Genomic DNA, 24,000 nt, shown 5'->3' on the forward strand with positions numbered 1-24,000 from the left:
CCCCCGCGCCGGTCGATCGGGCCGGGAAGCCGGGCCGGGAGGTCGTGGGGACGCGGTCACGCCGGGTGGTGGTCGGGCACGGCGTTGAGCTCGACGCCGTGCTCCAGCAGGGCCTTCATCGCGCACAGCGCGGTGGTGAAGCCGCCGACGGTGTCGTTCACCCAGCGCACGGTCTCGTCCCCCGCCCCCCGGAAACCGGTCTCGGTGACCTCGACGAAGGTGGCCTCCGCCGAGCGCGGGGTGAACCTCAGCTCGACCGTCGTCGGCCGGTCGTAGTTGCCCCACTCGAACCGGATCAGTCGCCCTTCCTCCACCTCCAGGACCTTGACCTCGGCCGAGGCCCCGTAGGTCTCCCACTCCCAGTGCAGCTCGGCGCCCGCCACCATCGGCCCGCTGCTCCCGCTGTACCAGAACCGGGTCGTGACGGCCGGGTCGGCGAACGCCCGGAACGCCTCACCGGCGGGCCGGCGGACGAGCATGCAGGCGTAGGCGTGCGGGGCCCGGGTGAGCTGAAGTTTCCCCATGCCGAGGATGATCCGCCGCCGTCGGGCGGGGACCAAGCACCTGGCCGTGACCGCCCGCACGTGGTGCCGGCCGTCAGTGGAGCTGGAGGGACCACTCCTGCTTCCAGCCGCCCTCGCAGGTCCACACGCCGAGCTGCTTGTGGTCGGAGTCGTGGGTGAGGCAGTCGTCGTCCGAGATCTGGATCCGGTACTTGCCGTTGCCGACGCCGACGAACTTCCACTTCTGGTTGGAGGTGTCGCCCCAGGCCTGCTGCTCGGCCACGTAGGTGTCGGGGTTCTCGGTGAGGTTGTAGCCGAGGTCGTTGACGATCCGGTAGCGGTCGCCGCCGAGCGGCTTGATCGTCCAGGTGGACCCCTTGTAGCCCAGGAGGCCGCCCAGGACCGGCGCGCCCCAGCTCGCGGTCTCGTTGGGGGCCGTGGCGCCCAGGCCGTTGTCGAGCTTCAGGAACAGCGGCCGCTCGGTCGGGACGCTCGCGCCGCCGCCGCCCGTCGGGGGCTTCGGGTCCTTCGGGTCGGTCGGCGTGCCCCCGCCGCCGCCCGGGGTGATCACGCCGCCGGAGGCCGATTCGAGCACCCACTCCTGCTGCCAGCCGCGCTTGCACGTCCACACGCCGAGCTGTTTGAAGTCGGAGTCGTGGGCGAGGCAGTCGTCGTCGGAGATCCGGATCTGGTACCTGCCGTTGCCGACGCCGAAGAGCTCCCACTTCTGCTTCGAGGAGTTGCTCCACGGCTGGAGCTCGGCCAGGTAGCCGCCGCTCTCGGTGAGGTCGAGGCCGTAGGAGCTGGTGATCCGGTAACGGCCGCCGCCCACCGGGGTGAGCTTCCACTTGGACTCGTTGCCGCCCCGGATCCCGGGGACCACGGCGGCACCGGCGGAGCCGCTGACGGGAAGGGCGCCCAGGCCGTTGTCGAGCTTCAGGGTCACGTCGGCGCCGTTACCGGGCGTGGTGGGGTTGGTGGGGTTGGTGGTCGGTGGGGTGCCGCCCCAGGCCCAGTTCTGGTTGGGTGCGTCGCGGTTGCTGTCGGAACCGCAGGCCCAGGCCACCACGGAGCTGCCGTTGGCGGTGCGGCCGCTGAAGTCGTCGATGCAGACGTCCTTGGACCGGTCGTCCGGGTCCGTCATGTGCCGAAAACCGCCGCTGGGCGACATGTTCCAGCGCTGGCCGGGGATCTCCAGACAGTCCCAGACCTGCAGCTTGTTCCCGTTGGCGGCCCTGTTGTCCGCCAGGTCGAGGCACTTGCCGTTGGCGGCCCGGAGCTTGTAGCCGTTGTAGGTCCACTTCTGGGCGTCGCCGCCGTTGCACTCCCACATCTGCACGGGGGTTCCGTTGGCACTGCCGTTGCCGCTGACGTCCAGGCAGGCGTGGTTGCCGGGGGCACTGACGTCGGGGGTCAGGCTGCCGGTCCTGGTGCCGTAGCCGGAGCGGGCGGGGAAGTGCAGGGTGCGCACGTCGCCGTCGCACTTGTAGGGCCGCGCGGTGCCCGACCGGCAGGTCCACGACTCCTTCTTGACGCTGTCGCCGTCGTTGCCGACGAACGCCCAGTTCATGTAGCCGCCGTCGCCCCGGTTGCGGAAGGTCGAATCGCCCTGGAACACCCAGATCCGGAACTTGTCGTAACCCGAGGGATCCTTCTGCTCCTCCTTGTTCATGAAATGGTTGAGCTTGTAGGTGGTGTCGATCAGCACCCCCTTCATATCGGCCTTGTGCTCGTTCGTGAACCATTCGGTGTCGTACATGTCGGTGCCCACGGTCTTGAACACCAGGACATTGAACCCGGGAAACTTCTGGCTCAGTTGCGTCGCGGTTTTCTGCGTGAACTCCGCGTTGTCCAGCTTGTTGGCGTTGGCGGCGCCGCGCATGGCCCGGATCATGTCGAAGCCGGAGCTGATCAGCGAGGTCATGCAGTTGCCGCCGCCCGGCACGGCCGGGGTCCCGCAGGTCTTGTCCACCGGGAAACCGGGCGACGGCGCGGCCTGGGCGGACTGCGCGGTGAGGCCGCCGACCAGGGCGACGGCGGTGACCCCGCAGGCGAATGCGCGTTTCAGGCGGGACAGGGATTTCATGGCGGAATCGTCTTTCTGCTCGCGTCGGAGACATTTTTCGTCCCGACCGAGAAGGACGATAGGCCCGGAAATCCGCTGCGCGGCCGCTCCTTACGGCTTCCATATGACGGGGCCGGGGGCTCTGCCCTTTCGTGCAGGGTCCGGTCCGGTCCGGCCCGACAGCGTCACGCGCGCAGACGCCGACCGCCGGGCCCGCGTCCGGTGGGAGCGGGCCCGGCGGTCGCCGGTGGCAGGGGATCCGTTACGGGCAGAGCTGGTGGGTGGTGGGGGTGCACTCGGGGTCGATCGGGCCGGGGCCGCCGCCGGGCCGGTAGTTGGACCACCAGATCGGCGTGCCGCCGTAGTAGACGGCCAGGTTGCCGCCGTTCTGGACGGTGAGGTAGGCGCCCGGGTGGCCGGCCGTGCGGCTCTCCCACAGGGGGCGCCAGGCGGCGTCGTAGGCGGTCAGGTTGCCGTCGGCCTGGACGTAGAAGTACGAGCCGAGGCCGTAGGTGCCGACGGCCGTCCAGATCGGGACGTTGTTCTTGTACAGGACCACGTGGCCGTCGTACTGCTGGTACAGCACGGTGCTGCCGTCCGGCGAGGACCAGCTCTGGCCCCGGCTCAGGCCGGCGGTGGCCCGGATGACGGTCTGGTCGGCGTCCGAGGCGGGCGCGGCGGCGACGGCCGGGGCCGCCGCGGCGGGTGCGCCGGCAGCCGGGGCGCCGTCGGCGGCCCGGGCGGCGGTTCCGCCCAGCAGCCCGGCCGCCATCAGGACGGCCCCCAGCGCGACACCGGCGCGGGGAACGAGGGAAGGCGCGATCCTCATAACGGTCACTCTCCTCAAGTCACTTCTCAAGGTGGCTTGTTGCCTCGACGAGTCTCGCCGTGCCCGTACCGTCCGGGCAAAGCCCTTCGAGCAGGGTCGAAACCGGGCGCGCCCCGGCCGCCGGAGTAGTCACCCCGGAGCGCGATCACCCCGGAGCGCGCCGAGCCGCTTCCGGAACAGCAGGACGACGCCCAGGGCGAGCCAGGCGACGGCCAGCAGCCAGCCCGCCAGGACGTCCAGGGGCCAGTGCACGCCGAGGTAGACCCGGGTGCAGCCGATCAGCAGCGCGAAGACGGCGGCGGCCGTCGCGGCGGGGCGGGCCGCACCCGGGCGGGCCAGGGTGACGGCGAGGGCGAGGAGGCCCGCGGAGAGGGCGGCGGTGAAGGCGTGCCCGGAGGGGAAGGCGAAGTCGTGCGCCGTGAAGGCCCAGTCGGCGGCCGGCGGGCGGGGCCGGCCGAAGCCGTGCATCAGGCCCTGGCGCAGCAGCTGCCCCGCCGCCAGCCACGCCACCGGGGCGAGCAGCACGGCGACGGCGGCCGGCCGGGACCGGTGCGGGCGGGTCGCCCGCGCGGCGAGGACCCCGGCCGCGAGGGCGAACAGGTACGAGAAGACCCCGGTGCCCAGATCGGTGAGGAGCTCCGCAGTGCGCTCGGCCGGGTGCGGCCGGTGGGCCACCACCCAGTCGAGCGCGCCGCGCTCGAACCCGAACGGCGCCCAACCGTGGGCGCCGACCAGGGCGGCGACAGTGGCGAGCGCCGCGACACCGAGGACGAGGACGGCGCCGACCGCCGTCGAGGAGCGGACGGTCATCCGGTCAGCCACCTCCGCAGTCCGCCCGCGCGGGCCCGGTCCACCAGGGGCGCGGCCCGGCCGGACAGCAGGCCGAGCACCTGGCCCGCGGCCGCGCCCACCGCGGCTCCGAGGAGCACGTCGTGCGGGTAGTGGACGCCGACCAGCACCCGGGTCACCCCCATCGCGACCGCCAGGAGCAGTCCGAGCGCGCCGAGGCGGCGGTCGACGTGCCACAGGGCGACGGCGCCGGCGAAGACGATCACGGTGTGGTTGCTGGGCAGCGACCAGTCGCCGGCGCCGGGGCAGGTCTCCAGGGTCCGGCCGGCGTCGAGGACCTGGCAGGGCCGGGGTTCCCGCAGCACCGACTTGAGCAGGGTGTCCGCGGCGAACGCGAGCGTGACCACCAGGGGCACGGCCAGCGCGCGGGCCATCAGGACGCCGTCGGCGCGGCGCGAGCGCCACCAGCCGAGCACCATCAGGGCGGCGAGCAGCAGCAGCCCGGCGGTGGACCAGGCGGCGACGAGGTGCTGGAGCGGCGCCGGGAGGTGCTCGGCCCAGCGGTCCATCCGCAGGTACAGGCCGCCGTCGACCGGGCGGCCGTCGAAAGCGAGCCCCTGCACGGTCCCACGCACGGGTCCACCCGTGGGCCCGCTCACCGGGCCCTGCCCCGGCGGCGGGCGCGCAGCACTTCCAGCACCAGCGGCAGCAGCGAGACCGCCACCACGACCGCGACGATCGGCAGCAGGTAGCGGTCGACGTTCGGGACGGAGGAGCCCAGCGCGTAGCCCGCCATGACCAGACCGACCGTCCACACCAGACCGCCCACGACCTGCCACACGGTGAAGGTGCGGACGTCCACGCCGAGCGCGCCGGCCAGCGGGTTGAGGACAGTGCGCACCACGGGGATGAAACGGGCGAGGACGACGGCCTTGCGGTGGCCGTAGCGGGTGAGGAGCTCCTCGGCCCGCGCCGCGCCCTCGTGCAGGTGTTTGTTGCGGGAGCGCGTGAGCAGGGCGCGTCCGCCGCGGTGGCCCAGCACGTAGCCGACCTGGGCACCGGCGAGGGCGCCGACCACCGAGGCCGCCAGTACCTGGCCGAGGTCGAGGTGCGGGCCGCTGCGCTCGCCGGTCGTGCACAGCAGGCCGGCGGTGAACAGCAGCGAGTCACCGGGCAGGAAGAAGCCGACCAGCAGGCCGGTCTCCGCGAACATGACCACGGCGATGCCCAGCGCGCCGAACGCGGCCAGCAGCGAGCCCGCGTCCAGCGGATTGACGGCCAGCACGGCCGTCGGGGGTAGCACCATGGAAGCGCCTTTCCGAGAAGGGGACCCGGCCGTGCCCGGAGACCGGCCTCGTGCCCACTGACAGGGTCAGCATGACCGAACGGCGCTGAAGGCCCGCTGAAGACCTGAAGACGTCTTCAGCTCCCCCGCGCGGTGACCTGCGACCCTGGGGGGCATGCGCGTACTGGTGGTGGAGGACGAACAGCGGCTCGCTCTGGCGATCAAGCACGGCCTGGAGGCCGAGGGGTTCGCCGTCGACATCGTCCACGACGGCCTGTCCGGCCTGGCCCGCGCCACCGAGCACGCCTACGACGTGATCATCCTCGACATCATGCTGCCCGGCCTCAACGGCTACCGGGTCTGCTCCCGGCTGCGCGCCGCCGGCAGTGACGCGGGAATCCTGATGCTCACCGCCAAGGACGGCGAGTGGGACGAGGCCGAGGCCCTGGACACCGGGGCCGACGACTTCCTCTCCAAGCCGTTCTCCTTCCTCGTCCTGGTCGCCCGCCTCAAGGCCCTGGCCCGCCGCATCGGCTCCCGCGCCCCGCAGCGCACCGTGCTCGGCGACCTGGTGGTGGACTCGGCGGCCCGCAGCTGCGCCCGCGCCGGGACGCCGGTCGCGCTGACCCCGCGCGAGTTCGCCGTCCTGGACCACCTCGCACGCCGGGCGGGCGAGGTGGTCTCCAAGCGGGAGATCCTCGAAGAGGTCTGGGACAGCGGCCCCGACAGCGCGGCCAACACCGTCGAGGTCCACATCAGCGCCCTCCGGCGCAAGATCGACGCGCCGTTCGGACGGACCGCGGTGCAGACCGTGCGCGGCGTCGGCTACCGGCTGGCGGCCGACGGTGGCTGACCCCTCCCGCCCCGGAGTGCTCGCCGCCCTCCGCCGGCGGGCCGGCCGGCCGCTGCGCTCGCCGCGGGTGACCGCCGCGACCCAGCGGCTGGCACCCCGCTCGGTCCGCACCCGCACCACGATCGCCGCCTGCGCGGCCGTCGCCGTCGTCCTCCTGGCCGCCTCCGCAGCCGTGGTGCTCCTGATGCGGGTCAATCTGCACCGCACCGTCGAGACCGCCGCCCGCGAGCAGGCCCGGACGGTGGCCAGGACCGCCGCCCAGGGCCCCCTGCCGCACGTCCTCCCGCTCGACCCCGGCACCGACTTCGTCCAGGTCACCGACGCGTCCGGGGCCGTGGTCGCCGCCAGCCAGAACCTCGCCGGCCACCCCGCCCTCACCGGTACCGACGACGGCCACGACGGCTTCGACCTCGGCCTGCTCGGCGACGAGCACCACCAGCGGGTCACCACCCTCACCACCGACACCCCGAACGGCCCGGTCACCATCCGGGTCGGCGCCTCCCTGCACACCGCCGACACGGCCGAGGACCTCACCACCGCCGCGCTCGGCGGACTCAGCGCCGTCCTGGTGGCCACCGTCGGCGTGGTGACCTGGCGGGCGACCGGCCGCGCGCTGCGCCCCGTCGAGGCGATCCGCGCCGAGGTCGCCGCGATCGGCGACCGCGACCTCGCCCGCCGGGTGCCCGAACCCGGCAGCGAGGACGAGATCGCCCGCCTCGCCCGCACCATGAACGCCATGCTCGACCGGCTGGAGGCCGCCGGGGTCCGCCAGCGGCGCTTCATCGCCGACGCCTCCCACGAACTGCGCAGCCCGCTCGCCGTGCTGCGCACCCAACTGGAGGTCGCGCACACCCACCCGGACCCGGCCGTCCGCGCGGACATGGTGGCCGGCGCTCTCCAGGACACCGACCGGCTCCAGTCGCTCGCCGCCGACCTGCTGCTGCTCGCCCGTCTCGACTCCACCGGGCACAACGGCCCGGCCGAGGAGCTCGACCTCGCCGAGCTGGTGCGCACCTGTCTGGACGGCCGGGGCCCCGGGCGGAAGGAGGTCCTGACCGAGCTCGCCGACGGGATCGAGGTGACCGGGAACCCGATGTGGCTCGGGCGCTTGCTGACCAATCTCCTCGACAACGCCGAGCGCCACGCCCGCCACCGGGTGACGGTGCGCCTCGCCCTCGACCCGGCGGACGGCCGGGCGGTCCTCGACGTCGCCGACGACGGCCGCGGCGTCCCGCCCGCCGAGCGGGAGCGGGTGTTCGAACGCTTCACCCGGCTCGACGACGCCCGCAGCCGCGACGACGGCGGCACCGGCCTCGGCCTGTCGATCGCCCGCGACATCGCCGCCCTGCACGGCGGCACCCTCACCATCGAGGACACCCCGGCCGGGTGCACCTTCCGTACCCGCCTCCCGGCCCGCCCCCAGGCGCTGAGGCGCTGACGAACGGCGGTACCCGGCGCGCGGGGAGCGTCCCGGGCGCGCCCTCCGCGCTACCCGGCGCCACCGGCACGCCGCTCGGCGGAGCGGAATTATCACAGGGAGGGACACGATCGGCTGCGGCCGGGTTACAGTGAAAAGGTCGCCCCGGCGTGTGCAAGGCAGTCCGTCAGGAACAGTTCTCTTCACGGGGTTGAGCCACTGCCGCCGGATCGAGTCGGCGCTTTTCGGTCAGTCCAGCGTCAGTTCAGCACCCCCTGCCATCCCGTTCCGCCGCATTGTCGGCCGCCTTTCGGCAGGCGCGGAGGGCGCGTGGGCGGGGCAGAGGATCCGAGCGGATCGGCATCGGAATGTCAGGGGAGGGTGGCGCATGCCTTCGGTGTCCTCGTTCTTCACGCAGGCGACCAATTTCGGGAGTTCGGTGTCGGGAGGCGTGGATCCCCGCACCGGTCTGTACAACGTCCGGATCGTGCTGGGCCGGCTGGTCGGCAACCGGAATCTCGGGCCGTCGTTGCCACTGGCGCTGGGCTATTCGCCGCTCGACGGTACCGACACCGGGTTCGGGCGCGGCTTCTCGCTGGGGCTCACCACCTACGACACCGACAACGCCCTGCTGGCACTGTCCACGGGGGAGCGGTACAAGGTCGTCGAGACCGACACCGCGGTCCTCCCGCGGCAGAAGAAGCTCGACACGGTCCGCGTCGGCAAGGACGAGGACGGCGACCTCTACCGGATCGTGCACAAGTCCGGTGAGGTGGAGATCCTGACCGGGCCGCGGAACGCCTTCGGCCTCAAGGTGCCCACCGCGCTGCTGACGCCCGCCGGCCACCGTCTCTCCCTGAGCTGGGACTTCGGCGGGGCGCAGCCCCGGCTGCGGTCGGTCGGGGACGAGAGCGACACCCTGCTGACCGTGGACCTGGACGACGGGGCCAGGCACGTGCTGCATGTGCTGCCCGGCCGCTCCGAGGGCTACGACGTGGAATTCCTGTTCCAGAACGGACAGTTGTCGAAGGTGCGGCACCTCGGACTCGGCCCGGGCGAGCCGTTGGAGTGGAGCTTCGGCTACGAGCCGATGGGCGAGCAGGGGGAGTGGGGCTCCTGGCTGACCGGGGTGGGCCTGCCGGGCGGGATGTCCGAGACGGCCTCCTACACGGCCAACGGCCACCGCTTCCCGGACAGTTGCGATCTGCCGCCGCTGCCCCGGGTGGCCCGGTTCGCACAGGACCCGGGCGGCGGGCAGCCGGTGGTCGCGGCGGACTACGACTACACCTCCACCAATTTCCTCGGCGGATTCTCCGGCGCGGCCTACGACTCCGGCGCCGACACCCTGTACGGGGTGCTGACCGGTTACACCTACGGGTCGACGGAGTCCCGGACCTGCGGAGGCGACACCAGGACGGTCAGCCGGACCTACAATTCGTACCACCTCCTGACCGAGGAGACGACCGCGCAGAACGGCTGTTCGCGGCGGGTCGGCATCGAGTACTACGCGCGCATCGGCGAGGAATTCGACCAGCAGCCGGCCCAGTTCCAGCTTCCGACGCGGCACACGGTCACCTGGACCGATCCGGCGCGGAACACCCGCAGCGACATCACGACCACGGATTTCGACGAGTGGGGAAATCCGCGCAGCCGGACCGGTCCGGACGGCAGTCGGACGGACTGGACCTTCTATCCGGCGGGCGGCAGCGGCTCGGACTGCCCGCCCGATCCGCACGGTTTCACCCGCTGGCTCAAGGACGTCGTCCGGACCCCGCCGGCCACCGAGTTCGACGCGCCGGTCCTCACCACCGCCTACCGGTACGCCTCCTACGCCACGGGCGAGCCGCGGCTGGACACCGTACTGCTGAAGTCCCATGAGCAACGGCTCGCCGACAGCCGCGAGTTGTCGTCGGTGGACTTCCACTACCGCAGCTCGGGCGAGGAGTTCGGACGACTCCTCGGCCTGGACGAGACCGAGACGCTCGGCGGGGACGCGGGCAACGGCTTCACCACCACCGCCTCGACCCACACCTTCGGCTTCACGGCGGACGCGGAGGCCCTCGCCCAGACCCACACCCTGAGCACCGAGGACGGGCTCACGCTGACCCGCTCGGAGCGGCGCTCGCGGTACACCGGGCGGCTGTGGTCGGCCACCGACACCCAGGGCAACGGGGTGGCGGTGACGTACGACGGGCTGGGCCGGATGCTGAGCCGCACCGTCAATCCGGGCACCGTCCACCAGGCGGTGCAGACCTGCGGCTACCGTACGGGCGGCGAAGCGCCGTTCCTGGTGACCTCCACCTCCCCGATGATGTCCGCGGACCCGGGCGAACCGGGCGAGCAGGTCCGGGTCGCCCTCGACGGCGCGGGCCGGCCGATCCGGCGGGAACGCAGGGCCGTCGACGGCGACGGCGGCTGGTACGTCGTCCAGCGGGTGGGCTACGACGAGCAGGGCCGCACGGCCTCCGTCACGGAGCTGGACCACCTGCCCGACGGCAGCGCGGGCGGCGAGCTGACCGAGACCTTCCGCTACGACGACTGGGGCCGGGCGGCGGCCACGGACTCCACCGACGGCTCCGGCCGGGTCGGCCGGACCGACCCGGTGGCGCTGACCACCACCACCCAGCTCAACGGCGGCGGCCGTCCGGTCACGGGCACGGTGGTGACCACCCACAACCTGCGCGGCGAGCCGGTGCGGGTGGAGCGGTTCGACCTGCACGGGGTGTCGAAGGGCGCGCGGACGCTGGACCGCGACGGCTGGGGCCGGGTGCGCCGGGTGACCGACGAACTCGGCAACAGCACCCGCCACGACTACAATCCGCGCGGCCTGCCCACCCTGACCGAACTCCCGGACGGCACCCGGGTCTCGCGCGCCCACGACGTCCGGCACGACGGCGGCGGCCTCGCCACCGAACTCACCGTCGGCAAGGCGCGCTACGGCACGCAGACCTTCGACCGGCTGGGCCGGCTGACCGACACCGCCTCCGGCGGCCGGGAGTGGCACTACGACTACGACCGGGACAGCGACCTCGTCCCGGCCGGGGCGACCATGCCGGACGGGCAGCGGCGCAGCCGCACGGTCGTCCCCGAACTGGACAACGTGCTGACCCTGGTCCGGGCGGACCGGCTCACCCAGGAGTTCACCCCGCACCCCGTCACCGGCTTCCCGACCGCGGCGCGGGAGGGCGAGGTCGCCGTCACCCGCGACTACTACCCCTCGGGGCTGCCCCGCGCCGAGACCGTCTCCCGCCCCGGGGCGCCCGACACCACCGTGACCTGGCAGTTCACCCTCGGCGGCGACGAGGTCGCCTGCACGGGGGTCGACGGCGCAGTCCGGCGGACCTCCCGGGACCGGCTCGGCCGGCTCCAGGAGATCGCCGACCCGGACCTGCGGGTGGTCGACCCGGCCTACGACCCGGCGAGCCGGCTGACCGGCTGGACCGTCGAGGACCTCGGCTCGGGCGCCACCCTGGCCACCGCCCTGACCCTGGACGACCTCGGCCGGGAGGTGGCCCGCGAGTTCACCTGGGTCCCGGGCGAGACCGGCGCCCCCGAGGTCTGGAAGCAGACCCAGGAATGGCAGGACAACGACCTCCTGAGCGCCAGAACTCTCCACCGGGGCTCCGCGCTCGTCCGCCAGGAGACGTTCGGCTACGACAGCCGCAACCGGCTCACCGGCTACACCTGCCAGGGGCCCGTCCCGCCGCGGGACGGCCTCGGCCGCGCGATCACCGCGCAGACCTTCCGCCACGACGGCTGGAGCAACCTCACCGACTGCCGGACCGACTTCGCCGACGGCGGCTCCGAGACCGCCACCTACCACTACGACAATCCCCACGACCCCTGCCAGTTGACCGGGATCAGCCGCACCGGCCCCGCCGGCGACGTCCAGCTGGCCTACGACGCGGCCGGCCGGCTGACCACCGACGAGGCCGGGCGCGCGCTCCGGTACGACCCCCTCGGCCGGCTGGCCGCCACCGAGGGCGCGGGCAGTTACGGGTACGACCCGTTCGACCGGCTGCTGACCATGACCGCGCCGGACGGCGGCACCGGCGTGCTGTCCTACCGCGGCGAGACCCTCGCCACCGTCACCGAGGACGACCGCTCCGCCCGCCTGCTGCGCCTCGGCGACCACCCCGTGGCCCAGCACGGTCCGGGCGGACAGCCGGCGACCCGCCTGCTGGGGGCGGACGGCACCGGTACCGTGCGGGTGTCGGCGGCCACGGCCGGACCGGACCAGTACGCCTACACCCCCTACGGGCTGCGCCCGGCACAGGCCGGCGACGGCGTCCTCGGCTTCACCGGCCGGCCCGTCGACCCGTTGACCGGCTGCTACCACCTCGGCAACGGTGCCCGCGACTACCACCCGGCGCTCCGGCGCTTCGCCACCCCGGACCCGCTCAGCCCCTTCGGCGCGGGCGGCGTCAACCCCTACGCGTACTGTGCCGGGGACCCCGTCAACCGGGTCGACCCCTCCGGCCACCTCAGCTGGGCGGCCTGGCTGGGCATCGGCCTCGGGGTCGCGGGCCTCGCCCTCACCGTCGTCACCGGCGGGCTGGCCGTCGTGGCGGCGGGCGGTGTCCTCGCCGCCCTCGGCGCCGCCTCCGCCACCACCCTGGTCGTCGGCGCGCTGGGCGTCGCCTCCGATGTCACCGCCATCGTCGGCGGCGCTCTGGAGAAGTCCTCGCCCAGGGCCGCCTCGATCCTGGGCTGGGTCTCGCTGGGCACCGGCCTGGCCGGCCTGGCCGAGGGCGGCGCCACCCTCGCCCGCACCGCGTCCGGGCTCGGCGCGCGCGCCCCGGAGGCCGCCGCGGACGCCGCCCACGGGCTCGGCGGCGGGAACTTCCGCGCCCTCGACGACTATCCGACGCTGGTGGACGCCCCGGACGGCGGGCCGATGGTCGTCCGGGTGCCCGAGGTCATGCACGGCCGGTACGACCGCGAGCGGTACTTCACCCGCACCCCCAACCCGGAGTACCGGAACGCGGTCTGGACGAGCGTCTACCGGGCCACCCCGGACATGGTCGAGGCCACGGCCAGGGAGGCGCGGGGGCTGCCCGACGTGCGGGAGATCCACATCCTGTCGGGGACGCACGGCACCCGGACCGGCGAGCGCGGCCCCGCCGAGATCGACCGGCGGATCCTCCAGGAGGACCGGGACCTCGCGGACACGATGAACGGGGAGAACCCGCAGGTGCTGGTGACGGCCCACAACCTGCCCAGCATGCGGCGCGGTTCGCTGCGGGCGGTCCTGGAGCGTCCGAACGCCGAGATCATCGCCGCCTTCTGCTACAGCCGCAACGACCGGGCCCTGCGGGAGATCCTGGGGCTGCACCCCACCGTCTCGTTCACCAAGCGATAGGGCGCGACCCGAAGGCCGCGCCCCTGGCGACGCCGGGAGCGCACCCGTCACACGGAGAAGCGGAGGAGACCGCACATGACCCGATGGGCAGGAGTGTCCAAGCTCTCGCTGATGCTGGAGACCGGAGGTCCGGGCGCCGAGATCTACGCGAACGGCCGGAACCAGGTCGCGGTGACCATCAGCGTCAAACCGACCGACGAGAACGGCGGCACCTACTACGGGGACATCTCCTGGCCGAACCGGGTGAACCTCGTCGACTACGTCAGCGGTGAGAAGCTCGACTGGCAGGGCCGCGAAGGCTGGTGCTTCACCGACCGTGAGGACCGGTACTTCCACCACGTCCCCGGCGGGGGCAGCCGGGCCACCGCCGAGCCCGAACTCGTGGACGACGGAACGCAGAAGTTCACCTTCTACGTGACCTGCTGGCCGGGCGCGGACCGGAAGTCGCTCTCGGCCTGGGTCGAGACGGACACCGGGAAGGTGTACACGACCACGGCCGGATCGGGCTCGTTCGAGGGCAAGGTCACGCTCGACCCGCTGGTGGCCCTGACCCACCGGCGGTCGGGCGTCGACTGGGAGTACTCCAGGACGGCCACCAGGTACGAGAACGACACCGAGTACGTGACCACCGAGGCCTGGAACTACTACCTGTCGCTGGCCGCCACGGACAACTACTTCGTCACCTTCTCGGTGTCGGGCTACTGGAGCGACCCCGGCTACGAGGGCTTCTTCGCCTGCGACATCAAGCCCGACAGCCGCCACAAGCACCTCTACGGCTCCTACGTCTGGTACCAGGAGCCGCACGGCAGCTCGTACGACGGTGACGGCGGGTACGGCGGACTGATCGTCAACTTTCCCGACGGCAACAAGTGGTGGGACTACGCGCGGGTCTACGACCGGCCGTACCCCGACCAGTACCTGTGCTTCACCTGGGTGCACGCCACCACGGGAGGGAACGGCTGGCACATCCCCAACGGGCCGATCAACACCTGGCGGGTGTACTTCAGCCCGGTGATCACCGCGTGGGACCGGTACGGCAACACCGGCAAGTTCAGCATCGACGGATCGGGAGTGGACAGCGGGATCGAACTCGCCGACTACTCGTAGCACGGCGAGGGGCGGCCGGCCGGCGGCTCGGTGCGCGACCCGGCCGGACGTCCCCGGTCGCCGACCGGGGACCGGGGACGTCCGGAGGCCGGTCGGGAGCGCCGGGTGCCGACGGGGCCACTGACGCCGGCCCGCGGATTCACTCCTTCGGGTAGAGCCAGCCGGTCGCCGGTTTGCGCCCGGCGTCCCGGAACATGATTCGCCCGAGCGGTGCCCGCCATGGGCACTCGCCGATCGGAGAAGGGCGCTTCGTATGACTACCGCTGGTGGAGAGCCGACCCCGTCGGTCACCGACGCGACACTCACCGACATCGCCACCCAGGGCCTCTGGCGCGGTGCGAGCCTCGACATCAACCCGTCCGTGCTCGCCGTCGCCAGGGCGCTCCTCGCGGCCGTCCAGGGCACCGGGCCGGATGCCGCGCTCCCCGAGGAGCTGCGGGAGCTGGCGGCGGGCGTACGGCAGCGTGCCGAGGTCACTCTCCCCCGCATCGCCGTGAAGGGCGGCGTCGAGCTCTCGGCCTTCGCGATCAAGCAGCGGGGTTCCGAGTCGCGCCCGGTGGTGATCGTGCCCGCCGGCTGGAACCCCTACGGCTGGCTGCCCTTCGTCTTCGGGTACCTCTCGCTGGCGGCGCGCGGCTACCACGTGCTCGCCTACACCCCGCGGGGCATCGGCACACCGGGTCTGGTGTCCACCTCCGAGGGGTTCATCGACGTCGCCGGTCCGGTCGACTGGTTGGACGGATCGCGCGTGATCGACTACGCCGAGGAGCACCTCGACCCGAGCAAGGTCGGCTTCCTGGGTCTGTCCTACGGCTCCGGGATCAGCCAGTTGGTCGCCGCGCACGACGAGCACGATCGGGTCGCCGCGGTGGCCGCGCTGAGCACCTGGGGGAACCTCGCCACCAGCCTCTACGACCACGGCACCCGGCACCTGGAGGCGGTACGCCTGCTGGTCGGGTTCACCGGGGGCGAGGAGCACGACAAGTTCGACGAGGCGACGCGGCAGATCCTCCAGGACTTCCGGGAGGGGAAGAACCTGGGCGGCGTGGTGAAGTGGGGCACCGACCGGTCCCCGGAGAACTACGTAGGCATCACCAACGGGCGCCGCATCCCGACCTACTTCTCGAACACCTGGCACGAGGGCCTGTTCCCGATCGGCGAGGCGATCGACACCTTCGAGAAGCTCACCGTCCCCAAGCACCTGAACCTGTGGATCGGCGACCACGGGGCCCCGGAGGGCACCGGCATCAGCGGTGTGCTGACCGGACTTCCCTTCCCCGGCCTGCTGACGCCGATCCGGGAGGCGTACGCCTGGCTGGACCACCACCTGCTCGGCGCGTCCAACGAGGTGCCGGACTGGCCCGTGGTCAACAGCCAGGTGATGTTCACCTACAAGACCGCGCCGGTCATCGGCGGCGGCCGGCTGATCACCGCTCCGGCGCGGCGCGAACCGCTCGACTCCTGGGCCGATGCCAAGGTCAGCTGCGAGGCCTGGTACCTGGCGGGTAACGGCGGCAACGGCGACGGCACGCTGTCGGACAAGCCCTCGAAGGGCTGGAGCCGGTCCTTCACCGCAGGCCACGAGACCGCCGCCACGGCGATGGACGAGATCATGACCACCGGCCAGAAGGAGTGGTTCGGCAACCCGAAGGAGTACCGGACGGCGGCCTTCGAGCGGGAGCGGCTGCTGCTGTGGTCCACCGAGGCGCTGGCGGGAGGCCGCCGGATCCGCGGCTCCGCCGGGATCAGGCTCGCCGTCCGCGTGGAGGCGGGCGACGCCGCGACCCTGGTCGCCTACCTCTTCGACGTGGCCCCGGACGGCACCGCCCGGATCATCACCCACGAGCCCTTCACCGCCACCGGGCTGAGCGCCGGCACCGAGCGGACTCTCGACTGGAAGCTCCAGCCGGCCGCCTACGACCTGCCCGACGGCCACCGTCTCGCCCTGGTCGTCAACAGCCGCGACAAGCTCTACGCCTTCACGGGCGTGCCGGACAGCACCACCACGATCACCGCCCCGGCCGAGGGGGAGGCCGTCCTGGAGCTGCCGCTCGGCTGAGCCGCGCCGCCCATGCGCGACGGCCCGTGCCGCCCACGCGGTGCGGGGCTTCACGGGCCGTCGAACAGTCGGGCCTTCACCACCCGGACCACCCGCCTTCCGTCGCCGTTGCTGTCGCTGTCGCCGTGGCCGTCACGGGGGTCCGGCCACTGCGGGGATTGGGCTGCCGGAGCGGTCTGGTGCACCCGTAGCAGTGGTCGGCGGAGCAGGGTGCCGGGGAGCGGGCAGGCATATGGCATGCCATCCGATCGTCAGATTGTCTCGCGAAGAATGCTCATGCTCGGGGCCGGGCTGTCGCTCCTCGGGGCGGGCGGGTGCCACGGGGACTTCCGGGGACCGCCCCGCGGCGAGGAAGCGGCCGCCGGGCCGGAGACCTCCCTGTCCGCCGGTGCGTCCGCCTCCCCGTCCGCCGCTGCCTCCCCCTCCCCGACCGAGTCCCCCACCCCGGCGCCAGCGCCGAGCAGCGCCGCACCGGCCACGGGCACCCCCGCGCCCAGCGACCCGCCCGCGCCGACGGCCTCGCCCTCCCCGCGGGTGGTGACCGCGGCCGAGAGCCGGCCGGTGTACGAGCTCGACGCCGGGCGGAAGGTGGTCGCCATCACCGTCGACGACGGACCGGATCCGCGGTACACGCCGGCCGTCCTGGCGCTGCTCGACCAGTACGGGATCCGCGCCTCCTTCTTCCTCATCGGCGAGAACGCGGACGCGCACCCCGACCTGGCGCGGGAGGTCGCCGCGCGCGGCCACCACATCGCGAACCACTCCTGGAGCCACCCCGACCTGAGCGGCCTCTCCGCCGCGAAGGTCCGCGACGAGCTCGGACGCACCTCCGAGCTGCTCGGGCGGCTCACCGGCAGGCCGCCGACGTGGTTCCGCGCCCCGGGCGGCGGCTGGTCGCCGACGGTGCTGAAGGTCGGCGCCGAGCTGGGGATGCGGCCGATGGCCTGGTCCGTGGACCCGCAGGACTGGGCGACGCCGGGGACGGACGTGATCACCAAGCGGCTGGAGCAGGAGCTGCGGCCGGGCGCGATCGTCCTCACCCACGACGGCGGCGGGGACCGCTCGCAGACCGTCGCGGCGCTCAAGAGCTTCCTGCCGCTGCTGATCGACTCCGGGTACCGCTTCACCGCGCCCCCCGGCTGACCGGCGCCCGAGCTGATCGCCCCCGGGCTGACCGCCCCCGAGCTGACCGGCGGTCCGCCGAGGGTCAGCCGGGTTCCGCCGAGCCGGCGAGCCGGAGCTTGCGCTGTGCCCGCTGGTAGAAGGTGGTGCGGCCGAGCCGGACGACGCGGGCGGCGGCGGGCAGCATGGTCACCTCGACGACATCACCCGGCGCGACACCGCCGACCAGGCGGCCGTCGGCCTCGACGGCGAGGTCCCCACTGTGCGGCAGGACCTCCAGGTCGAGCCGCTCACCGCTGGAGAGGAAGACCGAGCGGTTGAACGCGGCGTGCGGTGCCACCGGGGTGATCAGCAGCCCCTCGGCGTTGGGGGAGACGATCGGGCCGCCCGCGGAGAAGCTGTACGCGGTGGAGCCGGTCGGCGTGGCGGTGACGATCGCGTCGGCGGTGTAGGCCACGAAGGGCTGGCCCTGGACCCGCACGGCGACCGCGGCGGACCGTTGCCCCGGGCTGCGCAGGAGCACGATGTCGTTGAGCGCCGTCTCCTCGACGGTTCCGAAGCGCGCGTGCACCCCGGAGCGCACCTCGACGGTGAAGCGGTGGGCGTCGATGGCGTCCAGTGCGGCGGGGAGTTCCGGGATGTCGACCTCGGCGAGGAAGCCCAACCGCCCGACGTTGACGCCGAGGACCGGCGCGTGGCCCTTGGCCGCGAGCCGCATGGTGCGCAGCATGGTGCCGTCCCCGCCCAGGCTGATCAGCAGATCGGCGCTCGTGGTCATCTCCTCGACACCCACCGGGATGGCCTCGCAGCCGATCCGGGACACCTCCGCCGCCAGCCCGAGGACCTTGGTCCCCCGGGCCCGGCTCCAGCGGACCACCGTCTCCACGGTGGGTGCGCTGGTGCGCTCGGGATGGAGGACCAGGCCCACCGTGCCGATGAATCCCATCCGGGTCACCTCGATGTCGGGCCGGGAAAGTGCTGCTCCCTTCCAGTCACGCACAGCCGCGAGGCTGCTTCAAGCCCGGGCGCCGCCGGTCGCGGAACCTCCGCCGGAGTCGGATGGTTGGTAGTCGGACGGAGATGTCCGACAGTTCCGGACCCCCGATCGGGAGGTATGTCCGATGGACGACGACCAGCAGGACCAGGGGATCGACCCGTCAGTGCCGCCGAGCGGGGACGGCTGCGTGGAGTGCCTGGCGGGCGACGGGCCCGGGTGGTGGTTGCACCTGCGGCGGTGCGCCGCGTGCGGGCACATCGGGTGCTGCGACTCCTCGCCCTCGCAGCACGGCACCCGTCATGCCCGGGCGGCGGGCCACCCGTTCCTGGCCAGCTTCGAGCCGGGGGAGGAGTGGTTCTGGAACGTCGAGACCGAGCAGTACTACGAGGGGCCGGAACTGGCGGCCCCGGCGGCGCACCCGCTCGCGCAGCCGACCCCCGGCCCGCTGGGCAAGGTCCCGGCCGACTGGCAGTCGCAGCTGCACTGACCCGCCCGGCCGGTGCGCCCGCGCGGCTCAGGTACTGCCGCACACGGCTCAGGTCTGCGCGGCGCCGGTCAGGGCTGCGCCGGTCAGGGCTGCGCCGGTCAGGGCTGCGCCGGTCTGGGCGGGGCCGCGCAGCCCTGGTAGGTCATTGCGGCGGAGTCGGCCGTCCGGGGTCCGTGATGCCGCCCGGGCAGGCCAGCCGGTCGATGTCCCAGCCGGCCCGGACGGCACCGGCCCGGTACGCGGCCTCGTAGAAGGCCAGGACGGCAGCCCTCGGGTCGGCCTCTGTGCGGGCCTCCGCGTAGCCCAGGACGGCCAGGTGGCTGCCGCCGGCCTCGACCCACCGGGCGGCGGCCGGTGCCAGTGGGTCCCCGGCCAGCCGCTCCGGCTCGGGGGCCGTGTAGGAGTAGAAGGCCGGCTCGCCCAGGTCGGCGTCCCCGAACCAGAAACCGAAGCTGATCAGCTCCCGGGAGTACGCCTCGCGGGTCACCGGGTCGGCCGGTGCCGGCCGTTCGAGGGCGCGTCCGGAGAACCGGGTGTGCGCCAGGTCGAAGGAGTGCCAGAAGAAGTGGACGGGGCTGGCCTTGCCCGAGAAACGCGCCGAGAACTCCTCCAGCACCAGCGCGACCTGGCCGAGCACCTGCCAGGCGCGGTTCGCCAGGACCGGATCGTACGTCGCGTGCTCGACGTCCTCGGCGAACGGCCGGTCGGCGTCGGGCAGCCGGTAGGGCCGGGGGAACGGCAGCTCCACCCGGATGCCCAGCGAGGCCAGTGTCTCCAGGGTCTGCCGGTGGAACGAGGCGACGGAGTGGCCGGGCAGGGGGAAGGAGGTCGTCCTGCCGTCCGCCACGGTGACGACCAGCCGGTGGTCGACGAGGTCGAGGTCGACGGTGAAGACCGGGTTGCCGTCGACCAGTCCCATCGGCCGGGTGGTGAGCCCGCGCCCGGTGAGGTGGAAGGGCACGTTCCACCAGTGGTTGCGCCGCACGCTCGCCGCCAGCCGGATCTTGCCGACGATCTGGGTGAAGCGGTGCAGCGTCTCCTTCGTCTCGCGCCACTCGTCGAGCGGTATCGGCGGAAAGAGCTCCATCGGGTGTCCTCCTGCTCGTCGGCCGCATTTCCATGATGACCACGCCGGGCCGGATACGCAGACGGGCGGATCGAGTGGACCGGGCGGACCCGGAGGACCGGGCGGGCCGGACGGCCGCTGCCTCCGTACAGTCGTGGTCACGCGTGACGACATCCCGGCGGGAGCTGAGCCTGATGGTGGACAACCGGCGCACGGTCGAGATGGAGGTCGAGGTCGAGGGTGCGGAGCTGGCGGCAGAACTGCACGGCGATCCCGCCGATCCCGCGATCCTGCTGATCCACGGCGCGGGACACTGCCGGCTCAACTGGCCCGACGGCTTCGTCCGCCGGCTGGTCGCCGGCAGCCGGTGCGTCGTCCGCTACGACGCCCGGGACGCGGGCGCCTCGACGACGTTCCCGGTCGGCGCGCCGCCGTACGCGCTGCCCGATCTGGCGGGGGACGCCGCGGCCGTGATCGACGCCTTCGGGTCGGGGCGCGCCCATGTGCTCGGCATGTCCCAGGGCGCCGCGGTCGGCCAGCTCCTGGCACTCGGCCACCCCGACCGGGTGGCCACCCTCACCCTCGCCTCCGGTACGCCCGGCATCCCCGGGCAGGAGCAGCCGGACCTGCCGCCCGTGTCGGACCGGCTCGCCGCCTTCTTCGCGCAGCTCGCGGCGCAGGCCGAGCAGGCCGAGCCGGATGTCGCGGCCGACCCGCCCACCCGCGAGGCCCTGATCGAGTCGATCGTCGAGGGCGAGCGCCCGTTCGCCGCCGCCTCGCGGCCGTTCGACGAGGACGGCGTGCGACGGCTGGCCGCCCGGATCGTCGACCACGCGCGCGACATCGCGGCCCAGTCCGCCAATCCCTACCTGGTCGACGCAGGGCCGCCGTGGCGTGCGCGGCTCGGGGCGATCACCGCGCCGACCCTGGTGCTGCACGGCGAGGAGGACCCGCTGTTCCCGCCGGAACACGGACGCGCCCTCGCCGCCGAGATCCCCGGTGCCCGCTTCCTCGCCCTGCCGGGCACCGGCCACGAGGTGTTTCCCGAACACACCTGGGACACCGTCGTCCCGGCCCTTCTCGCCCACACCGCGAACCGGGACGGCCCGCCCGGCCCGGCCCGCCCGGCTTGAGTACGGTGATCGTTCCGGCCGGTCCGGTGCCAAAGGGGACCGGACCGAACCGCCGGTCGGACACGCGGAGGCGGGAACGGATGGGTGACCCGCTCGGCTCCGGGTCGCTCGGGTCGCTCGGGCCGCTCCCGGTCACGGCCGGCCATGGACCGGCGGCGATCGCCGGCACCGGGTGACGCGCCGTCAGGAACGCCTCCGGCCGGGCGCGTTCTCGCCGGACTCTCCCGGGATTGCCGGACCGGTGGGCATGGTCACGCCCCGTCAGGCTTCGGCTTCGCCGACCGAGGCCCGGCCGCGGGGCGGAGGACCCTCCAGGAAGTCCGCCGCCCCGCGGGCCGGCCGGTCAGGCCGCCGACCTCGCGTAGGTGAGGAAGGCGGTGCCGCCGGGCAGCACCGTGTGGTCGGTGAGCGCGAAGGTGCGCGGGCTCACCCCGTCCTTGCCCGCGAACAGCGGGATGCCCGCGCCGACGGTGACCGGGTTGACCTTGAGGACCAGCTCGTCGATCTCCTGGTAGAGGGCGCCGGCCAGCTCCGCGCCGCCCACCAGCCAGATCCCGCCGCCCGCCTCGGCCTTGAGTTCCCGGACCCTGGCCGCCGGGTCGGTGGACACCAGCTCGACGGCCGGGGCCGGCGCGTCGGTGAGGGTGCGGGAGAAGACGAGGTGCCGCAGGTGCGGATACGCGTCGGCGAGACCGGCGTCCAGGCCCACCTGGTAGGAGCGGCGCCCCTCCAGCACGGTGTCGAAGCGGGTGCCCGTCGCCGTGATGCCCAGGGCCTCGCGGGCCGGGCCCGGCAGCGTCTCCGGGTAGTGGGTGACCAGGTGCTCCAGATAGTCGGGGGTGACGGTGAAGAACCCGTCCGGCCCGGTCGGGTCGCCCCCGTCGGGACCGGCGATGAAACCGTCGAGGGTCGTCGCCACGAAATACGTCAGCTTGCGCAAGTGATCAGCCTTCAAGGATGTAGTGGTGCAGGCTGTCGTCGGAGGACGTCCGACGCAGCCCGGCCTTCTCCAGTACCCGCTGCGAGGCGGCGTTGTCATGGGCGGTGTCGGCCAGCGCCCGCCGGACGCCGCCCTCCGCGAACCCCCGCCGCAGCAGGGCCAGCAGCGCTTCGGTGGCGTAGCCCCGGCCCTCGGCCTCGGGCGCGACGCCGTACCCCAGCCCGACGGACCCCTCCGCGTCGGGCGGGCCGAAGAACCCGATCCCGCCGATCACCACACCGGTGCCGAGCAGCTCGATCAGCTGCGGCTCGAACAGCGGCTCGGTGCGCGGCGCCGCGAGGAACATCCGCGCCACGGCCCGGTCGTCCTCGCGCGGGAAGCCGGGGCTCCAGCCGCTCTCCGGCCGGTCGCCGGCGGCCACCCGCTCGGCCTCCTCGAGGGTGTACGGACGCAGCCGCAGCCGGTCCGTTTCAATACTGAAGGTCATTTTTGATCCGATTTCAAGTGGTCCTCGCCCGTGGTACCGGTCGAGCACGTACGACGGTAGACGCGACAACGCTGTCCGTAAACCGGTCACCGCGACCCAATGTGAGGTCGATTCCGTGCCGCGACCTCGCTGGATCCCCCGGACGCCGCGGGGCCGTCACGGACGCCCGTGCTGGAAGCGGGCGTTCAGGGCCTCGGGGTCGAGGACCGGCTCCGGGTAGTCGGCGGTGAACAGCCAGGGCCGGTGGACCGACGGGCCCGGCAGGTGGGCGAGTTCGGGGACCCAGCGGCGCACGTAGGCGCCGTCGGGGTCGTAACGGTCGGCCTGGCGCAGCGGATTGAGGACCCGGTTGGGCCGGGTGTCGGTACCGGTGCCGGCCACCCACTGCCAGTTGAGCTGGTTGTTGGCCACATCGCCGTCGACCAGCAGGGAGAGGAAGTGGGCGGCGCCGACGCGCCAGTCCAGGTAGAGGTTCTTGGCCAGGAAGCTCGCGGTCAGCAGCCGGGCGCGGTTGTGCATCCAGCCCTCGTGGGCGAGTTGGCGCATCCCGGCGTCGATGATCGGGTAGCCGGTGCGGCCCTGCCGCCAGGCCTCGGCCTCGGCCTCGTCGTGGTGCCAGCGGTCGTCCCGGGCGCGGTAGTCGTGGTGCGCGGCGTCGGGGCGGGCGGCGAGGACCTGGTGGTGGAAGTCCCGCCAGACCAGCTGCCGGACGAACGCCTGCGCGCCGGGGCCGTCGTGCCGCAGGGCGCGGGTGACGAGTTCGGTGGGGGAGAGGCACCCGAAGTGCAGGTAGGGCGAGAGCCGGGAGGTGTCGTCCGCCGCCAGGTCGTCGTGGATGTCGGCGTAGGCGTCGATGTCCCACCGGCGCCAGCGGGTCCGGCCCGCGCTCTCGCCGCCGGGCGGCAGGCCGGGGGAGGTCGCGCCGTCGACGAGCAGCGTGTCGCTGCGGATGCCGTCCGGGGTGGAGAGTGCCCTGGGGGCGCTGAGGACGGTGCGGCGCGGGGCCTCCTGCCAGGCGCGGTGGTAGGGGGTGAAGACCGCGTAGTGGTCGCGTCCGGCCGGGGTGACCCGGCCCGGCGGGAGCACGGTCACGGAGGCGTCGTGGACGTGCAGGCGGTCGCCGAGGAGCGTGCGCAGGCGCTCCTCGCGGCGCTGGGCGAAGGCGGTCACCCCGGCGGCGACATGCACCGTGGCGGCGCCGGCCTCGGCGGCGACCCGCGCCGTCTGCTCGGCGGCCTCGCCCCGGCGCACGGTCAGCCGGGACCCGATCCCGCGCAGCGAGGCGTCCAGATCGGTGAGGCAGTCGGCCAGGAAGGCCTGCCGGTTGGGCGCGGCGAAGCCGGCGGCCTCGACGGCGGGGTCGGAGACGAACAAGGGGACGACCTGGTCGGCGGAGGTGCGCGCGGCGTGCAGCACGGGGTTGTCGTGCAGGCGCAGGTCCTGGGTGAACAGGGCGATCGATACGGTCACGGGTGGGGCCTCGCAGGTGGTGCGATCGG

The 24,000-nt window shown here is 73.3% G+C and carries 20 protein-coding genes; 8 read left to right on the plus strand and 12 right to left on the minus strand.

Annotated features, from left to right (window positions below; genetic code table 11):
• Window positions 1-56: 56 nt before the first annotated feature.
• The 6 genes from SM793_RS21280 to SM793_RS21305 form a co-directional block, all read right to left on the minus strand.
• Entirely contained in the window at window positions 57-524 is a 468-nt protein-coding gene (locus SM793_RS21280; RefSeq protein WP_320439829.1) for an SRPBCC family protein, read from the minus strand.
• Between the two features lie 73 nt (window positions 525-597).
• Window positions 598-2,589, minus strand: coding sequence for an RICIN domain-containing protein (locus tag SM793_RS21285; protein ID WP_320439830.1), 1,992 nt, complete (start codon window positions 2,587-2,589; stop codon window positions 598-600).
• A 241-nt stretch (window positions 2,590-2,830) separates the two neighbouring features.
• Entirely contained in the window at window positions 2,831-3,397 is a 567-nt protein-coding gene (locus SM793_RS21290) for a hypothetical protein (protein WP_320439831.1), read from the minus strand.
• 129 nt (window positions 3,398-3,526) lie between these two features.
• Window positions 3,527-4,207 carry a phosphatase PAP2 family protein gene (locus tag SM793_RS21295; RefSeq protein ID WP_320439832.1) on the minus strand — a complete coding sequence of 227 codons (681 nt, stop codon included), beginning with the start codon at window positions 4,205-4,207 and terminating at the stop codon, window positions 3,527-3,529.
• On the minus strand, window positions 4,204-4,821 hold the full coding sequence (locus tag SM793_RS21300) for a phosphatase PAP2 family protein (protein WP_320439833.1): 618 nt from the start codon (window positions 4,819-4,821) through the stop codon (window positions 4,204-4,206). Before SM793_RS21300 ends, SM793_RS21295 begins: the two co-directional genes overlap by 4 nt.
• Before the next feature lie 20 nt (window positions 4,822-4,841).
• Window positions 4,842-5,492, minus strand: a complete 651-nt coding sequence (locus tag SM793_RS21305) for a DedA family protein (RefSeq protein ID WP_320439834.1) — start codon at window positions 5,490-5,492, stop codon at window positions 4,842-4,844.
• Window positions 5,493-5,646: 154 nt separating this feature from the next.
• Here SM793_RS21305 and SM793_RS21310 point away from each other — a divergent pair, with 154 nt between their 5' ends.
• The 5 genes from SM793_RS21310 (at window position 5,647) to SM793_RS21330 (ending at window position 16,269) form a co-directional block, all read left to right on the plus strand.
• Window positions 5,647-6,324, plus strand: a complete 678-nt coding sequence (locus SM793_RS21310) for a response regulator transcription factor (RefSeq protein WP_320439835.1) — start codon at window positions 5,647-5,649, stop codon at window positions 6,322-6,324.
• Window positions 6,317-7,762, plus strand: coding sequence for a HAMP domain-containing sensor histidine kinase (locus SM793_RS21315; RefSeq protein WP_320439836.1), 1,446 nt, complete (start codon window positions 6,317-6,319; stop codon window positions 7,760-7,762). The genes SM793_RS21310 and SM793_RS21315 overlap by 8 nt, the downstream gene beginning before the upstream one ends.
• Before the next feature lie 430 nt (window positions 7,763-8,192).
• Window positions 8,193-13,103, plus strand: coding sequence for an RHS repeat-associated core domain-containing protein (locus SM793_RS21320; RefSeq protein ID WP_320439837.1), 4,911 nt, complete (start codon window positions 8,193-8,195; stop codon window positions 13,101-13,103).
• 75 nt (window positions 13,104-13,178) lie between these two features.
• Window positions 13,179-14,210 (plus strand): hypothetical protein, encoded by a 1,032-nt coding sequence (locus tag SM793_RS21325; protein WP_320439838.1) that lies wholly within the window; start codon window positions 13,179-13,181, stop codon window positions 14,208-14,210.
• 253 nt (window positions 14,211-14,463) lie between these two features.
• Window positions 14,464-16,269, plus strand: a complete 1,806-nt coding sequence (locus SM793_RS21330) for a CocE/NonD family hydrolase (RefSeq protein ID WP_320439839.1) — start codon at window positions 14,464-14,466, stop codon at window positions 16,267-16,269.
• 50 nt (window positions 16,270-16,319) lie between these two features.
• Here the strand turns inward: SM793_RS21330 and SM793_RS21335 are convergent, their stop codons facing one another.
• The gene (locus SM793_RS21335; RefSeq protein ID WP_320439840.1) at window positions 16,320-16,508 is read right to left on the minus strand and encodes a hypothetical protein; all 189 of its coding nucleotides are present in this window, start codon (window positions 16,506-16,508) and stop codon (window positions 16,320-16,322) included.
• Between the two features lie 31 nt (window positions 16,509-16,539).
• Between SM793_RS21335 and SM793_RS21340 the strand changes: the two genes are divergently transcribed.
• Window positions 16,540-17,412, plus strand: a complete 873-nt coding sequence (locus tag SM793_RS21340; protein ID WP_320439841.1) for a polysaccharide deacetylase family protein — start codon at window positions 16,540-16,542, stop codon at window positions 17,410-17,412.
• 64 nt (window positions 17,413-17,476) lie between these two features.
• Here SM793_RS21340 and SM793_RS21345 read toward each other — a convergent pair whose 3' ends face one another.
• Window positions 17,477-18,391 (minus strand): NAD(+)/NADH kinase, encoded by a 915-nt coding sequence (locus SM793_RS21345; RefSeq protein WP_320439842.1) that lies wholly within the window; start codon window positions 18,389-18,391, stop codon window positions 17,477-17,479.
• Between the two features lie 121 nt (window positions 18,392-18,512).
• On the opposite strand from SM793_RS21345, the gene SM793_RS21350 reads away from it, so the two are divergent.
• Complete coding sequence (locus SM793_RS21350) at window positions 18,513-18,875, plus strand: UBP-type zinc finger domain-containing protein (protein ID WP_320439843.1); 363 nt, start codon at window positions 18,513-18,515, stop codon at window positions 18,873-18,875.
• Between the two features lie 142 nt (window positions 18,876-19,017).
• On the opposite strand, the gene SM793_RS21355 is transcribed toward SM793_RS21350, so the two are convergent.
• Window positions 19,018-19,962: a DUF5996 family protein gene (locus SM793_RS21355; protein WP_320439844.1), complete on the minus strand. Its 945-nt coding sequence runs from the start codon at window positions 19,960-19,962 to the stop codon at window positions 19,018-19,020.
• Between the two features lie 143 nt (window positions 19,963-20,105).
• Here SM793_RS21355 and SM793_RS21360 point away from each other — a divergent pair, with 143 nt between their 5' ends.
• Window positions 20,106-21,074, plus strand: a complete 969-nt coding sequence (locus SM793_RS21360; RefSeq protein ID WP_320439845.1) for an alpha/beta hydrolase — start codon at window positions 20,106-20,108, stop codon at window positions 21,072-21,074.
• 343 nt (window positions 21,075-21,417) lie between these two features.
• Here the strand turns inward: SM793_RS21360 and SM793_RS21365 are convergent, their stop codons facing one another.
• The 3 genes from SM793_RS21365 to SM793_RS21375 form a co-directional block, all read right to left on the minus strand.
• Entirely contained in the window at window positions 21,418-22,014 is a 597-nt protein-coding gene (locus SM793_RS21365; protein ID WP_320439846.1) for a dihydrofolate reductase family protein, read from the minus strand.
• A gap of 4 nt (window positions 22,015-22,018) precedes the next feature.
• Window positions 22,019-22,501 (minus strand): GNAT family N-acetyltransferase, encoded by a 483-nt coding sequence (locus tag SM793_RS21370; protein ID WP_320439847.1) that lies wholly within the window; start codon window positions 22,499-22,501, stop codon window positions 22,019-22,021.
• 156 nt (window positions 22,502-22,657) lie between these two features.
• Window positions 22,658-23,971 (minus strand): deoxyribodipyrimidine photo-lyase, encoded by a 1,314-nt coding sequence (locus tag SM793_RS21375; protein WP_320439848.1) that lies wholly within the window; start codon window positions 23,969-23,971, stop codon window positions 22,658-22,660.
• Window positions 23,972-24,000: the final 29 nt, after the last annotated feature.

The sequence above is a fragment of the Kitasatospora purpeofusca genome (genome assembly GCF_034043715.1).
Taxonomy (GTDB): domain Bacteria; phylum Actinomycetota; class Actinomycetes; order Streptomycetales; family Streptomycetaceae; genus Kitasatospora; species Kitasatospora purpeofusca_A.

What these genes read in the sequence shown, in the direction of transcription:
- SM793_RS21355 (WP_320439844.1), bottom strand. Translation starts at nt 19,962, where the DNA reads ATGGAGCTCTTTCCGCCGATACCGCTCGACGAGTGGCGCGAGACGAAG.
- SM793_RS21350 (WP_320439843.1), top strand. Translation starts at nt 18,513, where the DNA reads ATGGACGACGACCAGCAGGACCAGGGGATCGACCCGTCAGTGCCGCCG.
- SM793_RS21285 (WP_320439830.1), bottom strand. Translation starts at nt 2,589, where the DNA reads ATGAAATCCCTGTCCCGCCTGAAACGCGCATTCGCCTGCGGGGTCACC.
- SM793_RS21370 (WP_320439847.1), bottom strand. Translation starts at nt 22,501, where the DNA reads ATGACCTTCAGTATTGAAACGGACCGGCTGCGGCTGCGTCCGTACACC.
- SM793_RS21340 (WP_320439841.1), top strand. Translation starts at nt 16,540, where the DNA reads ATGCTCATGCTCGGGGCCGGGCTGTCGCTCCTCGGGGCGGGCGGGTGC.
- SM793_RS21290 (WP_320439831.1), bottom strand. Translation starts at nt 3,397, where the DNA reads ATGAGGATCGCGCCTTCCCTCGTTCCCCGCGCCGGTGTCGCGCTGGGG.
- SM793_RS21325 (WP_320439838.1), top strand. Translation starts at nt 13,179, where the DNA reads ATGACCCGATGGGCAGGAGTGTCCAAGCTCTCGCTGATGCTGGAGACC.
- SM793_RS21330 (WP_320439839.1), top strand. Translation starts at nt 14,464, where the DNA reads ATGACTACCGCTGGTGGAGAGCCGACCCCGTCGGTCACCGACGCGACA.
- SM793_RS21305 (WP_320439834.1), bottom strand. Translation starts at nt 5,492, where the DNA reads ATGGTGCTACCCCCGACGGCCGTGCTGGCCGTCAATCCGCTGGACGCG.
- SM793_RS21280 (WP_320439829.1), bottom strand. Translation starts at nt 524, where the DNA reads ATGGGGAAACTTCAGCTCACCCGGGCCCCGCACGCCTACGCCTGCATG.
- SM793_RS21295 (WP_320439832.1), bottom strand. Translation starts at nt 4,207, where the DNA reads ATGACCGTCCGCTCCTCGACGGCGGTCGGCGCCGTCCTCGTCCTCGGT.
- SM793_RS21335 (WP_320439840.1), bottom strand. Translation starts at nt 16,508, where the DNA reads ATGCCATATGCCTGCCCGCTCCCCGGCACCCTGCTCCGCCGACCACTG.
- SM793_RS21310 (WP_320439835.1), top strand. Translation starts at nt 5,647, where the DNA reads ATGCGCGTACTGGTGGTGGAGGACGAACAGCGGCTCGCTCTGGCGATC.